Below are 15,113 nucleotides of genomic sequence, written 5' to 3'. Positions count from 1 at the left end.
TAGCCCCTAAAATTAAGCTGCTCACAAGAGCAGCTTTATCGTAATGAGGTTACCTATTAGTCTTCTTCGATAGAGCTTAGGTATTCTTCCGCATCTTTAAGGTTGTCTAGTTCAGACGCATCAGACATCTTCACTTTAACAATCCAACCACCTTCATAAGGTTCTTCGTTGATTAGCTCTGGGCTATCTTCTAGTTCTTCGTTGATTTCTACGATTTCACCAGAGATTGGTGCGTAGATATCAGAAGCAGCTTTAACTGATTCAACCAGAGAGAAGCTTTCGCCAGCTTCAATTTCGTCTTCAGTTTCAGGCAGGTCAACAAACACAACGTCACCTAGCATCTCTTGAGCGTGCTCAGAAATACCAATAGTTACAGTACCGTCACCGTTGTCTTTTACCCACTCGTGGCTGTCTGCAAACTTAAGTGTATTGTCCATTGCTTATTCTCCAAAAATTTATGAGGTTTTAATTTAAATCTTAAAAACGGATTAACGGTAAAGAGGGAAGCGTTTGCAAAGCTCTTTAACTTGCTTGCGAACACGTTGCTCAACTTCAGCGTTGCCTTCAGGGCTTTCAACTAAGCCATCAAGAACATCACCGATCCATTCACCGATAAGTTTGAATTCTTCAGTGCCAAAACCACGACTGGTTCCAGCTGGCGTACCTAAACGAATACCCGAAGTAATCATAGGCTTCTCTGAGTCGAATGGTATGCCATTTTTGTTACATGTGATGCCCGCACGCTCTAATGCTTCTTCAGTTACGTTACCTTTCAAGCCCTTAGGGCGAAGGTCAACCAGCATTAGGTGCGTATCAGTTCCGCCAGTCACAATGTCGCAACCACGAGTTTGCAACACTTCAGCAAGAACTTTTGCGTTATCGATCACTGAATTAATATAAGTATTAAATTCTGGGCCAAGTGCTTCACCAAATGCGACAGCTTTAGCTGCAATTACGTGCATTAATGGGCCGCCTTGTAAGCCAGGGAATACTGCAGAGTTGATCTTTTTATTTATGTCTTCGTGGTTAGTCAGAATCATACCACCACGAGGGCCACGAAGTGTTTTATGCGTTGTTGTCGTTACAACGTGTGCGTGTGGAAGTGGGCTAGGGTGAGCACCTGTCGCGATAAGACCCGCGATGTGTGCCATATCTACCATTAGAATAGCGCCAACTTCGTCAGCGATTTCGCGGAATTTAGCGAAGTCGATAACGCGTGGGATAGCACTACCACCAGCAATAATCATTTTTGGTTGGCATTCGATCGCTTGAGCGCGTACCGCTTCGTAATCGATCTCTAGTGTTTCGCGGTCTACGCCATATTGAACTGCGTTGAACCATTTGCCTGAAAGAGCAGGGCGTGCACCGTGTGTAAGGTGACCACCAGCGTCAAGAGACATACCTAGGATAGTGTCGCCAGGTTGAAGTAGGGCAAGTTTAACTGCACCGTTCGCTTGAGCACCTGAGTGAGGTTGTACGTTCGCGTATTCACACTTGAATAGCTGTTTTGCACGTTCAATCGCAATAGCTTCTACTGTATCTACGTGCTCACAACCACCGTAGTAACGACGTCCTGGGTAGCCTTCTGCGTATTTGTTGGTAAGGCAAGTGCCTTGAGCTTGCATTACTGCTTTAGAAACGATGTTTTCAGAAGCAATAAGTTCGATTTGATCGTTTTGACGAGTGTTCTCTGCTTGGATTCCAGCAAATACTGCGTCGTCAGTCGCAGATAGGTTCGTAGAGAAAAAACTGTCTAAGCTATGGTTTTGGTAAGCGTTCATTGTCGAGACCTTTCATTAAGCTAATGGTGATTGTTTTTATAGTCCATTAGGTCTTACTTAGATTTCTGCATCGGTATCGTTTGCGTTATATAGATGTATAAATAGTACGTTGATTGTTATTTATACGACCATAGCATCAAAACGATCGTTGTAGGGTCAATGCAGCACGAATTGGTTCCCAAAAATTTCGGGTAAAAAACAGCCCTTGCAAATGTTAAATCTATCATTTGCTGCAAGCTGAAGTAGCATCTCTTCATCTAACAAGTCGATAACATAGCTCCGATAAAATCAATTTTCAACATAAATTTCCAATAGGAAACAGTTTTTCTAGATTTGCTACAGGGAGCACGCTTTATTTCTCTGTGTGCTCTTTAATCAACAAAGCGCTTCATGCAACAATGAATTTATTAGACAGGAAGTAATAAATGAATGAGGGACCTATGTCAGAAGACATTTATGATGAGTACCCATCTTTAACGCTAGCGAAGGAAACGGTAGATCAGAATATCGAGCCACTGAAGCTTGGTCATCGTATTAAAGATATCCGCGGCAAGTTAGGCATTACGTTAGAAGAGGCGAGCCAACGTACCGGCTTAGCACGCTCTACGCTGAGTAAGATTGAGAACGAACAAATTTCGCCAACGTTTCAAGCAATGCAGAAACTGGCAATGGGTTTACAAATCGACATGCCACAACTCTTTGAGCCACCAAGGAAAAAAGTTGCAACGGGACGTCGTGACTTAACTAAGGCAGGACAGGGTAAACCTCATCCAACACCAACTTACGAGCATGAATTGTTGGCGACTGAGCTTTCCAATAAAAAGATGATGCCATTCAAAAGCCGAGTGAGAGCACGCACCTTTGAAGAGTATAACGATTGGGTTCGCCACGATGGTGAAGAATTCTTGATGGTTATCTCCGGTGATGTGATGTTCTATTCAGAATTCTATGAACCTGTACCGATGAGTGAAGGGGATAGCATGTATTACGACGCAAACATGGGGCACATGTTGATTTCCACCAGTACAGAAGATGCACTTATTTTATGGGTGACTGCAAAATAAGTGAACAAAACTAGAATTTCTTATAGTGAATGCAAACGTTTGCTTTTGTTTGTAACGTTTGCAAAAAGGCGCGATATTGCTGTGAAAAGCATCAATATCGCGTTTTTGTATGCGATTGAAAATTGTTTTTAAATTGTTAAGTGTCACATTTTGAGCTGTTTTAATCTTGTTAAGGGTGTAAAACTGACTCAGGCTTGTTTACTATAGTGAACACGGTTTACTCATGTTGATTGAAGTTTACTGAAGTGAATTCTTAAAAGGTGAGTTGTAGAGGTTTTGTACAGCTATCTTATTTTATAACGCTGAAGATATAAGCCTATATAAAAGACATCACTTTTTACTATCTACTGTTTCTAACGTTAATCCGTATCGTTAGAGGCGACTCTAAATAGAGATATAAGCGGCAGACTCGACTTTGGAAAGCCTGCAACGCTTCATGGAGAAGAAAATGACTCAAGAACACGCTAATCAAGACCTACTAAAAACACCTCTGCACGCACTTCACGTAGAAGTGGGCGCAAAAATGGTTCCTTTCGCTGGCTACGACATGCCAGTTCAGTATCCACTAGGTGTAAAGAAAGAGCACTTACATACTCGTGACGCTGCTGGTCTTTTTGATGTTTCTCACATGGGGCAGTTGCGCCTACACGGTGAAAACGCAGCCGCTGTTTTAGAATCTCTAGTTCCTGTTGATATTATCGATCTTCCTGCTGGTAAGCAGCGATACGCGTTCTTTACTAATGAGCAGGGCGGCATCATGGATGACCTTATGGTTGCAAACCTAGGCGATCACCTATTTGTTGTTGTTAACGCAGCTTGTAAAACACAAGACATCGACCATCTTACCGCTCACCTTCCTGCAGATGTAGAGATGGAAGTGATTGATGACCGTGCACTATTAGCACTTCAAGGCCCTAAAGCGGCTGAAGTTCTTGCTCGTTTCCAACCAAGTGTTGCAGACATGCTATTCATGGACGTTCAAAAAGTTGATGTTGACGGTGTTGAATGCATAGTAAGCCGCAGTGGCTACACAGGTGAAGATGGCTACGAAATCTCTGTACCGAACGATCATGCAGAAGCTTTAGCACGTAAACTCGCGGCAGAAGCTGAAGTAGAGTGGATTGGCCTTGGTGCGCGTGACTCACTTCGTCTTGAATGTGGTCTTTGCTTATACGGTCACGATCTAGATACAACGACAACACCAGTAGAAGCTAGCCTTCTGTGGGGTATTCAAAAGGTTCGTCGCACTGCCGGTGAGCGTGCTGGCGGTTTCCCAGGTGCTGATATCATCCTTGAACAAATCGCAACTAAAGACGTTCAACGTAAGCGTGTTGGCCTAGTGGGACAAACTAAAGCTCCTGTACGTGAAGGTGCAGAACTGTTTGATGCGGAAGGAAACAAAGTAGGTGTGGTAACGAGTGGTACTGCTGGCCCTAACGCGGGTAAGCCTGTTTCAATGGCGTATGTACGCACTGATCTTGCTGCTATCGGTACAGAAGTGTTTGCTGAAGTTCGTGGTAAGAAGCTACCAATGACAGTAGAAAAAATGCCATTCGTACCTCAACGTTATTACCGTGGCTAGTCTCTTGTAAGAGAACGTACAAAGAATAATTAAAGCCTATTGTTAGCTTCTCTTTTTAGGGATGTTTAACGGTAGGCTTTTCTGTTTTGGTTGGATCTTCGACCATCAGTATCCTGTCCTTCTCCGTTGACATGTTTAAAAAAATGTCGTGTTGAGATTGTAAAAACACGCTGTACTGAAAGTCGTAGCATGTTATTGTTGGGAACTATTCGTATTATAAATGAGTTGTTTGTGTTACAAGGAGTTATCTATGAATTTCAATCAAGCAATTAGTCCTATAAACAAAGTCGTTGTAGGTCTTTTAGCGCCGCTGATTTATTCATCAAGTGTTATGGCGACAGAGAATGCGGTTGAACCGGCTCCTGATGCGGGCGTGGCACCTTATATTGTTAATGGCAGCAATGCATCAGTTAGCGATTTCCCTTCAATGGCGAGTTTGTTTATCGATCGTATTGATTACGATGGTGTGTATTCAACAGGTGCCTATTGCGGCGCAACCATTTTAGATCCGACTCATATTCTGACCGCCGCGCACTGTATTTACGGTAATGAAGAAGGTCAGCTGTTTACAACAGTGGTACCGCAACTTGAAGATACGTCTGAATTTCCTAATGGTAATATCCAGAAATCGCGCGTAGTTGAAGTTTACTATCGAAGTGATTACTCAGATAACCTAAGTGATCTTCTACGTAACGACGTTGCTGTTTTAAAACTTGAAAGTGCATTGAACATTGATTCAGTGAATGATGTGGTTAAGCGTCCGTCGAACGATTCTTATCGCAGCGCAGTTAATGATTTCGTCGCAGTAGGGCATGGTGATACTCGTTCTGGTTTTGATTCCACAACGATATTACAGAAAGCGCCACTTAACTATGTGGATAACAGTACTTGTGCTTCAGCCTTTATAGATGGTTCTGCGTTAACTGATAATCAACTCTGTTTTATTGGTGATTATAGTATGCTCACTCGGCTATATGGTGGTACATGCCAGGGCGACTCAGGGGGGCCAGTGTATTGGAAGGATGGTGCTGACTACCGACAAGTAGGTATTACCAGTTTTGGCCCTGAAACTTGTGGTGGCGGTAGTATAACTTCCGGCGTGAAAGTGACATCTGTATTCACCGAGATCCTTGACTATGAAGCTTGGATTGATAGTGTAGTTGCTGGCAATGAAACACCTAAGTTTGTCTCTACCAATGCTAAGCGTGCCGCGTATATCAATTCCCTTACGCCATCTGGTTCCGGCGGCAGTGTTTCGTATGGTTTGCTTGGTATGCTGATATTGATTGCTGGTGTTAGAAAAGCGGTTAAGCGTTAGATATACATTGTTTGAATAAGTCGACGTTTCGTAGAAATATGACGTCGACTTTTTGCTTTTGTATTACTGAATTTTTGATAGTGATCTATATCTATACTTTGATGTCCGTGGCTACATCAATACTACATTGGTCTTTCTACTGTACTTTTCGATTATCTCATCCATTTCTTTAATCACGTTATTGATATTGACAATGCCGCCTTTCGCCACGCTTTTTTCATTATAGTTTAACGCAGAAAAGGCCAGTTTTAGCTCATTAGTATCGAGCATATCAGCGTGTAGTAACACTTCTTTGTAGGTAAGAAGTCGGTGCTGAACTGCAATAATATCAGCACGGGTAGTGTTTGAATCTAAAGCCTGTTTTATACAAGGAAATGCTAATTTGTAATGATTCGCAATTTCCAACTCGACGTCTTTCTTGTTCGCAATTTGCAATTTTTTATATTTCCTAATCCTGGGTTAAACCAAGTTTATTAGCCTAATTACATATCAATAACCGGTGCGTAAAGGTTTATGAAACGTAAGGTATTTTTAAGTATTGAATGATATGCCTTTAATGGCTTATGTAAATGTAGGTAAGTCAATATGGTCTGCTTCTTGCTGAATATAGGTCATAACTGTCTAGTTGGAGTAAGCTTATGTCACAAGAGCCGATTGTCATGGCGCTCATCGAGCGTAGGAAGCGAGCTAATTTGTCACAAGAAAAACTGGCTGCTAGTGCAGGAATGAGTTTAAAAACTTATCAGCGGATTGAGCGCGGCGAAGCAGACATTAAGATGTCACAATATCGCTCGATCATTCGGACATTGAAAGCGACAGATCTGGATGTGGTATTAGATGTTGCTGGTGCTTCACAGGTGTCGGCTGAAGATGTCTCCGCAGTCAGTCGTTTGCTCACAAATGAAGAACGCATGTTGCTGATAAAGCTAATTCTCGCGTTTAAAAAGCCACAGTGAATATGTACACGTGAAACGGTGGGGGTAAAGCGAGTATGGTGGAGATGGCACCATGGGAAAGGAAACAGTTAGCTCACTCTTCCTCTTAGTTGCTTAGTTGTACTTCTCTGCTTTTTGTTTTCTAAGCGTTTTCTTTGCGAGCTTCGCGTCGGCTTCGTCGCTCTTCTTACTTTTTGAACCTTTGTTGCTTCCAATATCAGTTCTTTCAAGCGTACTAACGCATCTTCCCGGTTTTGTTCCTGAGTTCTGTATTGTTGCGCTTTGATGATGATCACACCGTCTTTAGTAATTCGGCTATCTTTGAAGGCTAGCAACTTTTCTTTGTAGATTTCGGGCAGAGTAGAGTGCTTGATATCGAAGCGCAGGTGTATTGCGCTTGAAACTTTATTGACGTTTTGGCCTCCCGCACCTTGAGCTCTGATCGCAGTTAACTGAAGTTCCCAGTTTTGAATTAATACAGAATTAGATAATTGTAACATAAGCTTCCATTTTGAACCATAATTTGGCGTCATGATACTGAATATTGGTTATGGTATCAGTAACTTTCTTAAAGAGTGGTCACAGAGATGAAAATCGATTAAACGGCATATGAAGGATTAATCTTTGATATGGATGGTACGTTGATCGACACAATGCCAGCTCATGTCCAGGCTTGGCAGCAAACGGCACAGGAGTTTGGATTTCACCCTGCGAAGAACTGATTGCCCTCAGAGTGTGAGGTCGCTTAGGCGTTAGCTCGTACTAGGCGAATTCACTCACTTCAGTGTCTAAGAGCAAACATACGCTATTACGCCCTGCAGCTTTCGCTTCGTACAGCGCTAGGTCGGCACATTTGTAGTTTAGGGCAGGGTCGCCAGTTAGGTTCGTGATACCAGCACTAACGGTAACAACACTGTCGAGCTCAAGACTAACCGCAATTCGCAGTCTATTAAGTACGTAGTCAGCGTCTGCTATTGTGGTGTGAGGCAGAATAACCCCAAATTCTTCACCGCCAATACGAGCGACGAAGTCAGTTTCACGACACTCACGTTGCAATACTTGAGCAACGGTCTGAATCACTCGATCACCATAGTCATGACCAAACCTATCGTTAATGCGTTTGAAGTGGTCGATATCTAGGATCGCCAAACAAGAGTGTTCTCGGGTAGGGTAACGGTTAATACGGGAGCATTCATCGCGCAGCCCCAGATCAAACTTGCGACGGTTCCAACATCCCGCTAAGGCGTCTTTTTCACTCAAGTTTCTAAGTTTGTTCTCAAGCTCTTTATGTTTACTGATATCAACAAATGACGCGACATAAAACTGGATTACGCCTTTTGCATCTTTAATAGTTTGGATGCGAAGTATTTCAGTAATCAACGACCCGTCTTTACGACGGTTGACGACTTCACCTTCCCACATACCTTGCTTATTAATAACGCTCCACATTTTGATGTAGAACTCTTGGTTGTAGCGTCCTGAGGCGAACATTGAAGGTTGGCGGCCTTTTACATCTTCTAACTCGTAACCACTGACTCGGGTAAACTCTTGGTTTACCTTGATGATGCGGTTATTACTGTCAGTAATAACCAATGCAGACATGCCATTCATCGCGGCTTTTGCTAGCTGGCTTTCAATACTGTTCTTCTTATGGTTTCTGTTCCACAGTACAAAACCTGCCGAAATCATTGATATTAGAATCGTGAGGGTAACGATTTGTATGACAATAGCGTGGTTCTCACGTTGGTACTGGCTATTAAACTGCTGATTCTCTATGTGAAGTACCATGTAGATAGGGCCTTCAAACTGCTTGATCTTAGGACTGATATCAGCATGGAAATACCAGACTTTACCATCAAAGTAACTGGAAGAAGTGTTGTTTTGTATTGCATTCCAGAGCTTAGGATTTAGCTTAGCATAAGTTTGGCCTGAGCGTGATTCAATAACGTGACCGAAAGACTGCGAAGGATCTGGTCCCATGATGATGTGACCAGTCTTATTGAGAATGATAGGGTCAGCAGAGGAATCTCCGATTTGGTAATGAAGGCGTTTATAAATCTCTAGCATGTTTAAGTTGGCAATGAAGTAACCAATAATTCGATTGTTGTCAGCGACAGGTGACATAATGCGCAGTGCCGGAATCAACGGGCGAACTATCTGACCGTTTTCGGCTTCAAGATCGATGCCTTTAGTACTGACCTCGCCGCTCTTAAGTTCTTGAAGTGCGGAGAAGTAACTACGTGATGATTTATCTTGGAGTTCGTTTTCCGGAACAACCGAAGCATGGCCATCTTTGTAATTAATACGGAACACTTCATTACCGGTTAAATCAAGATAGCGTAATTGGGAATAGTATTTTTGGCTACGTGCAAGCATTACCCAAAGGTCTTGTAGGGCCTCTGTGTGAATGACCGACGGCTCTTTAATTGCTCGAAGTAACGTTTTGGAATCTGCAATAGAGGGAACGGAGTTAGAAATTTGTTCAACAATTACAGTGAGCTCGTGAAAGCTGTACTCAATTTGGTTTTGGCTAGATTGTTTTATGTTTAGCGCGTGCTGGGCTTCGACTCTATCGAATTCAGAGTTGATATAGAGGGCAGGGACTGATCCTAGGGCAAATATGGTGCACAAAAAATGGCCGACTAGTTTTTTTATACTTGTATTCATCACTGTCCTCAAAGAATCAGCGCAATACTATATATTTCATAGGTTTTTTTAATGTGATCTTTACCCAGAACTTAAAACAAGATCTGCATATTAGTGTGGTTTTAGTGCAATTTTGTGTACTTTGACTTGATTAATGAGCAATCAATTAACGATAAAATGATTGCTCAATGTAGAATAGTGCTCCGGAAAACGAGGCGATTAAATCCCGAAATTTCGACATTTATCTGGATAAAGGTGTCTAACTTAGGCCAACAATATTTCCATGACTATCAATATCTAAAGACATGAATGCCGGTTTATCTGGTAACCCAGGCATGGTCATTACATTGCCGCATAAAGCGTAAATAAAACCAGCACCCGCACACAGTTTTAGTTCTCTTACGGGCACGTCAAATTGGCTTGGTGCGCCTTTGATATGTGCTTCCGTTGAAATAGAGAGTGGTGTTTTAGCCAAGCATACCGACAAGTCTTGATAGCCGTGTTGTTTAAACTCAGCCAACTGCTGCTTTGCTTTTGGAGAAAGTGTAATACTCGCTGCACCATAACCAATTTCCGTAACCGCCATGAGTTTCTCTTCTAAGCTTTGAGCTGTTTGGTAGAGTGGCTTAAAGTCACTGTTACTTTGGCATGCTTTGACAACCGCTTGTGCAAGTTTAGTGACGCCGTCACCGCCTTGGCCAAATGCTTCACTGACTTCAACAGCGACGTTGCTATCGAACTCTATAATCATCTGTTTCAATTTGTCGAGTTCTTGTTGTGAATCTTGCGGGAAGCGGTTGATTGCGACTACGGTAGGCACACCGTATTGCTTAACGTTATTGATATGCCACTTTAGGTTTTCAAAGCCAGAGAGTAACCCGTCGCTGTCGTAACTGAAGAGCGAATCGGGTAGTGGTGTTCCTGGTCTCAAATCATACAAACCAGAGTTCGCCTTTAGTCCACGCAATGTTGCTACTACTACCGCGCAATCGGGCTTCTTACCAGATGCTTTGACTTTGATATTGCAGGCCTTTTCGAAACCCATATCTGAACCAAATCCACCTTCAGTTACAACGAAGTCGCTGAGTTTCAGTGCGATCTTATCTGCAATAATCGAAGAGTTACCATGAGCAATGTTCGCGAAAGGGCCTGCGTGTATAAGTGTTGGAACCCCTTCAAGTGTCTGCATCAGTGTTGGTTCGATAGAGTCTTTCATTGTTACTGTCATTGCACCAGCAACATCAAAGTCTTCTGCGGTTAAAGGCTGACCTTGTTTATTGTATGCCAGTACGACACGACCGATTCGTTTACGTAAATCTTGCAGGTCATCGGCCAGTGCTAAAATAGCCATAAGCTCTGAGGCCGCTGAAATATCAAATCCATCTTCGCGTTCATAGCCGTTGATCGTTTTACCCGTTTCGTTTTTACCCACGGTAATCATACGTAAGGCACGGTCATTATGGTCGAGTACACGTCGCCAAACGATTCTGCTAGGGTCTATATCCAGTGCTTTCAATCCAGAGCGAGTTTCAAATGCTTGTAAGCCATCACGCTCTTCATGATATAAGCGTGCATCAATAGCAGCAGAGGCAAGGTTATGAGCGGCTGTCACGGCATGGATGTCACCAGTTAGATGGAGGTTCAACTCATCCATAGGAGCAACTTGAGAATAACCACCGCCAGCAGCACCACCTTTCACACCAAACACTGGGCCCATTGAAGGCTGGCGAATACACGCCATTGCTGATTGGTTAATCTTCGCTAACCCTTGTGCTAAACCGATAGTCGTGACGGTCTTTCCTTCACCAAGCGGTGTTGGTGTAATTGCTGTCACGACAACCAGTTTTCCGTCTGGCTTTTGAGACAGGCGTTCGAGTGATGCTAGAGACACCTTTGATTTGAATTGCCCTAAGGGCTGATGTTCTTGTTCTTGTAGGCCGGCTTGCTTAGCAACCTCACTGATGTTTTTAAGGAGAGTAGAGCGACAAATATCGATATCAGACAGCATATTTGATCCTTATATCAGAACCGAAAGGTGGTACGTAAACGTTTGTGTGGCGATGGTGCTGTATAAATTTGCTAGGTAAAGGCAAACCACACAGATTATGTGCTGGAAGATAACAGATCTGAAGAGTCATTGCGCGAGATCAAATCTTAAATGAGCAAATTATTCGATTTTATTTTGCATTAAGTGCTTGTATTTACGCTGAATACAAAAAGAGCTGCATATCGCAGCCCTTTAAGATAGGAGAGGTAACTCACTTAATGAGTAACGTGGATTAACGATCCCAGTATGTTTCTTCTAAGCTATCTTCGCGTTCTGGTAGTGCACGAGAAAGGCGAGGTGAGTGCTGTGTTAGCACTTCGTAGCTTACGCGGTTTGCATACTTACAAATCTGAGACAGTGAAGAGTATGTTAGACACGTGTGTTCGTGTTTCTCTGAGTTTGGTACGTTAACGAAGTGGTAGCTGTTTGCTGCCATGTCATGTAACAGAGCAGAAAGCGCGCCATCACCCGCACCATTAGTGTTCTTAATCTCTAATGGACCACCAAGGTATGGGCCTATGTGAGAGTACACTTTAACTGGATTTTCACAGTCTTGCTTACGCATAGCGCGGCTGAATTCATATTTATTAAACTCAGGGATATTGCCAGGTAAGAGTGGAAGCGTAGTTTCGCGTTTTGCTAGCTCGTCTGTGTAACCTGCCATGTAAAGGCCGATTGGACCAGCAGTACACAGTACTAAGTCAACCCATTCTAGTGCTTTGTTAGCTGCAAGAAGGGGATCTTTTTCGCCTGTTAACGCTTCTCCTTCGTCTTCATTCATAGCAACGATAGTTACGTTCTTTTTCAGGTATTCTTGCCACCATTCAGCGTTACCTTCGATCACGTATTTAGTACCAAGTGTTAGAACAACAGGGACGTTGTACGCTTTTGCGTATTCAATCGCCTTTTGTACTGCTTTTGGCATTGGATCTTCAGGGTTACCGCGCATTAGATACGAAGAAACGACTAGAGCTGATGCTTTCTCGAACACTTTCTCAGGAATGCTTGCTGGAAGCAGCTGGTTCATGTGTCCTTCGTTAATCGCAAACGTACGCTCGCCATCTTCGGTAATTAGCGTGTAACAACGACCGATTGGACCATCTACGGTTTGTAGGTGGTTAAGGTTCATACGAGAAGACGTGCGGCAAAGGTAACGGTAACCAAATGAGCCAACTTCAATTTTCTTAGACATTACGCCAAGCAGTACAGATTTACTGTCTGCAAGTACGGAATAGTTGTGCAGTGTGTTGCCGATAGTATCGCCAGGGTATTGATGCGTAATCAAACCGCGCTCTACAAGCTCTTCATACAGCGCATCAGCTTTACTTTCTTCCAATACCAGTGAGTGACCTTTACTCAGCTCGTATTTATCAAGGAACGCACTGTCAACACGGGCTTCGATATCAACAATGGTTTGACCTACACCAACAATCGTTGCGCGGTGCAGTTTAGGTGTTTGTTGAACTTGATTGACCAACGGATCACGTGCGTGAGTTGGAAAGTAATGCTTAGATTTACGCTGTCCAGGAAACTTCATATGAAAAATACAGTGAAAAGATTTTTACGAATGATATCACATTTTGTTTCTGTTTCTTTCATTTTTATTGCATTTTGAATCACCTGCACAATGTCTGTACAGGTGATTCATATTGATTATTCTGTTGGTACGAGTGTTTTTGGATCAACGTAAGCTGCTGTACCCCATAGAGGGACTGTAGATAGGCTGTGTTTGAAGCTACCTTCAGTCTCTTTAGTGGTGTAAGACAAGTAGAGTAGGGACTGGTTTTCTGCGTCATAAACACGGCGAACTTTCATGGTTTTGAAGAAGATACTTTTAGACTGCTTGAATACCACTTCGCCAGATTTACTCTTATCAATCTGCGCAATCATTTCAGGTGTGATTTCACCCGTTTGGCGGCAAGAAATAGAGCTATCACTTGGGTCAGAAAGACTCAGGTTCGCTTCGATGGAAGCTATGTGACACGTTACGCCCGGGATTTTGTCATCCTCTAAAGAAGACATCTTAATGTCCTTCATTGTGAAGAAACCCAAAGATACGTCGCCAACCTCGTTGTCCGAACAACCTGCTAACATTGTCATGATACCGGCTGCTATTAAGGCTTTTTTCATAAGAAGTCCTTTTTATTTGTATAGTTCTGTTTAATATAAGAAAATTGAAAGCTTGAATACGAGTGTAGAGCTTTTCTTTAAGTTCTTAAAGGATGTTGTTGGATAATGAAAAATATGAAGTATTTAAAGTACTTGTTGGCCTTAGTGATGCTCTGTATGCTCTCTGCATGTAGCTCGGCGCCTCAGCCGACCGTATGTCTGCCAAATAACTGTGATATTTGGGGATACTAACTGTAGGTAATAAAAGAATGAATAACGAAATACCTGAAATCGCATTAAAGAAAAATCAGTGGCTGTTTAGCCAGCTTGATATTGCTTACCCCGCGAAAGAAAGCCTCTTAGGTCTAGATATCTATAAGAACCAGCTTTCCCAAAAAACTTACCAACCTCTCCCTCAAGATCTAACGCCCTCACAAATTGACGAACTGCATAAAGTAGATTTTCACAAACTGACGGTTCTTTTCTCTCTAAACCAAGCTAGTGCTTATCAAGATGAAGCGGAAAGGGCGAACATTCTAGAATTCTTAAGCCAAATCATGCTGTCAGATGAACATGAGCTGTATGTAGGTACGAAAAGCGGTGATGTAGTGGCAAGTGCTATCGTCACGGCGAGTGACGATGAACTGTTAATATCAGATATTGTTAACCAAGACGATCAAAATATTGTCGGGTTTGCTAAACAGTTACATGATTTTTGGGCTCAACATCAAGATTCTACCTATAAGGTATTGTTCGAGAGCTAAAGAATCTTTGAGAAAGCGTTAATCTGAGTACAACACACGTCTTTTAAAAAGGGTTCGGTACTTACAAGCTATTGATCTCAATCGCTGTATTGGGTGTTAGCGCTTTTTTTCCTGCAATTTATGCTAACGACTGAGATGTTAAACAAATCTTAGTATTACACTCATACGAAACTTCCTATCAATGGACCGCTGATTTCTAAAAAGGGATCGACAACGCGTTCAAGCAACCCTATACCGAAGTAAAACTCTCTATCGAGTATTTAGATACCAAACGCATTTTATAACCAAGACTACTACGACTCTCTCGTTGATTACTTAGAAGTAAAATATTCAGGTTATGAGTTTGATGGGGTTATCGCAACTGATAATAATGCCGCTAATTTTCTTGAGTCACTGGGTGCAGTTATAGATCGTTCAACGCCTATTGTTGCCGTTGGTATTAATGACATAGATACAGATATGGTTGTCGAGTTATTTGAACGCGAGTGCGGTTATCAATTCGATGCACAATTCACTCGATTACTTCTAAAACATTTGCCTGAGTTTGTCGCGATAAGTGATACTTATCCTGACATCGCAGCTTTTGAATATAGCTTCAGGATAGAAGATAAATCCAAAGTCGAAGAAGAGGCGGCTGTCAGTTAACACTTTGTACAACGATTTTTGTCTTCTAATATTTATATTTTCTCCTATTAACCTCAGTATTTTGTAAAGCTTTCAGACATTGATACTGCGAGTCTGCTGATAATTTGACGAAAAATGTTGCTTATGTCGGCTCAGAAAGTGATCTGCTACATATTTTGCGAAGAGAAGTAAGCATGTATTATGTTGGCATAAAGAGCATGTCACGTCTTCGATGTTTGGTGC

15 protein-coding genes are annotated in these 15,113 nt (G+C 42.4%); 7 read left to right on the top strand and 8 right to left on the bottom strand.

Annotation, left to right across the window (positions count from 1 at the left end; translation table 11 throughout):
• Window positions 1-56: 56 nt before the first annotated feature.
• Window positions 57-437 carry a glycine cleavage system protein GcvH gene (gene gcvH, locus ACTRWI_RS09935; protein ID WP_008216962.1) on the bottom strand — a complete coding sequence of 127 codons (381 nt, stop codon included), beginning with the start codon at window positions 435-437 and terminating at the stop codon, window positions 57-59.
• Between the two features lie 51 nt (window positions 438-488).
• Complete coding sequence (locus tag ACTRWI_RS09930) at window positions 489-1,781, bottom strand: serine hydroxymethyltransferase (protein ID WP_499130951.1); 1,293 nt, start codon at window positions 1,779-1,781, stop codon at window positions 489-491.
• A gap of 440 nt (window positions 1,782-2,221) precedes the next feature.
• Between ACTRWI_RS09930 and ACTRWI_RS09925 the strand changes: the two genes are divergently transcribed.
• From ACTRWI_RS09925 to ACTRWI_RS09915, 3 genes are all read left to right on the top strand, one after another.
• Complete coding sequence (locus tag ACTRWI_RS09925; RefSeq protein ID WP_499130949.1) at window positions 2,222-2,845, top strand: helix-turn-helix domain-containing protein; 624 nt, start codon at window positions 2,222-2,224, stop codon at window positions 2,843-2,845.
• Window positions 2,846-3,293: 448 nt separating this feature from the next.
• Entirely contained in the window at window positions 3,294-4,427 is a 1,134-nt protein-coding gene (gene gcvT / locus ACTRWI_RS09920; RefSeq protein WP_499130947.1) for a glycine cleavage system aminomethyltransferase GcvT, read from the top strand.
• Window positions 4,428-4,677: 250 nt separating this feature from the next.
• The gene (locus tag ACTRWI_RS09915) at window positions 4,678-5,745 is read left to right on the top strand and encodes a S1 family peptidase (protein WP_499130946.1); all 1,068 of its coding nucleotides are present in this window, start codon (window positions 4,678-4,680) and stop codon (window positions 5,743-5,745) included.
• Between the two features lie 111 nt (window positions 5,746-5,856).
• Here ACTRWI_RS09915 and ACTRWI_RS09910 read toward each other — a convergent pair whose 3' ends face one another.
• Window positions 5,857-6,150 (bottom strand): hypothetical protein, encoded by a 294-nt coding sequence (locus ACTRWI_RS09910; protein WP_499130944.1) that lies wholly within the window; start codon window positions 6,148-6,150, stop codon window positions 5,857-5,859.
• Between the two features lie 233 nt (window positions 6,151-6,383).
• On the opposite strand from ACTRWI_RS09910, the gene ACTRWI_RS09905 reads away from it, so the two are divergent.
• Window positions 6,384-6,701 carry a helix-turn-helix transcriptional regulator gene (locus tag ACTRWI_RS09905; RefSeq protein ID WP_499130942.1) on the top strand — a complete coding sequence of 106 codons (318 nt, stop codon included), beginning with the start codon at window positions 6,384-6,386 and terminating at the stop codon, window positions 6,699-6,701.
• A 68-nt stretch (window positions 6,702-6,769) separates the two neighbouring features.
• Here the strand turns inward: ACTRWI_RS09905 and arfB are convergent, their stop codons facing one another.
• Window positions 6,770-7,180: an alternative ribosome rescue aminoacyl-tRNA hydrolase ArfB gene (gene arfB / locus ACTRWI_RS09900; RefSeq protein ID WP_499130940.1), complete on the bottom strand. Its 411-nt coding sequence runs from the start codon at window positions 7,178-7,180 to the stop codon at window positions 6,770-6,772.
• A 120-nt stretch (window positions 7,181-7,300) separates the two neighbouring features.
• Here arfB and ACTRWI_RS09895 point away from each other — a divergent pair, with 120 nt between their 5' ends.
• Window positions 7,301-7,402 carry an HAD hydrolase-like protein gene (locus ACTRWI_RS09895; RefSeq protein ID WP_499130978.1) on the top strand — a complete coding sequence of 34 codons (102 nt, stop codon included), beginning with the start codon at window positions 7,301-7,303 and terminating at the stop codon, window positions 7,400-7,402.
• 40 nt (window positions 7,403-7,442) lie between these two features.
• Here the strand turns inward: ACTRWI_RS09895 and ACTRWI_RS09890 are convergent, their stop codons facing one another.
• The 4 genes from ACTRWI_RS09890 to ACTRWI_RS09875 all read right to left on the bottom strand — a co-directional run bounded on the left by ACTRWI_RS09890 (window position 7,443) and on the right by ACTRWI_RS09875 (window position 13,503).
• A complete protein-coding gene (locus ACTRWI_RS09890; RefSeq protein WP_499130938.1) occupies window positions 7,443-9,347 on the bottom strand; it encodes a sensor domain-containing diguanylate cyclase in 1,905 nt (634 codons plus the stop codon).
• A gap of 238 nt (window positions 9,348-9,585) precedes the next feature.
• Window positions 9,586-11,334: a formate--tetrahydrofolate ligase gene (locus ACTRWI_RS09885; RefSeq protein ID WP_499130936.1), complete on the bottom strand. Its 1,749-nt coding sequence runs from the start codon at window positions 11,332-11,334 to the stop codon at window positions 9,586-9,588.
• Between the two features lie 271 nt (window positions 11,335-11,605).
• Window positions 11,606-12,910 carry an inosine/guanosine kinase gene (locus ACTRWI_RS09880; RefSeq protein WP_499130935.1) on the bottom strand — a complete coding sequence of 435 codons (1,305 nt, stop codon included), beginning with the start codon at window positions 12,908-12,910 and terminating at the stop codon, window positions 11,606-11,608.
• Window positions 12,911-13,026: 116 nt separating this feature from the next.
• Window positions 13,027-13,503, bottom strand: a complete 477-nt coding sequence (locus ACTRWI_RS09875; RefSeq protein ID WP_499130932.1) for a CreA family protein — start codon at window positions 13,501-13,503, stop codon at window positions 13,027-13,029.
• A 248-nt stretch (window positions 13,504-13,751) separates the two neighbouring features.
• On the opposite strand from ACTRWI_RS09875, the gene ACTRWI_RS09870 reads away from it, so the two are divergent.
• Window positions 13,752-14,246 carry a hypothetical protein gene (locus tag ACTRWI_RS09870; RefSeq protein ID WP_499130930.1) on the top strand — a complete coding sequence of 165 codons (495 nt, stop codon included), beginning with the start codon at window positions 13,752-13,754 and terminating at the stop codon, window positions 14,244-14,246.
• 459 nt (window positions 14,247-14,705) lie between these two features.
• The gene (locus tag ACTRWI_RS09865) at window positions 14,706-14,891 is read left to right on the top strand and encodes a hypothetical protein (RefSeq protein WP_499130928.1); all 186 of its coding nucleotides are present in this window, start codon (window positions 14,706-14,708) and stop codon (window positions 14,889-14,891) included.
• Window positions 14,892-15,113: the final 222 nt, after the last annotated feature.

This window comes from Pseudoalteromonas sp. G5_S1_14_S5, from assembly GCF_054968605.1.
Note: the sequence above shows the minus strand (reverse complement) of the source record. Positions and strands in the feature narration are given on the sequence as shown.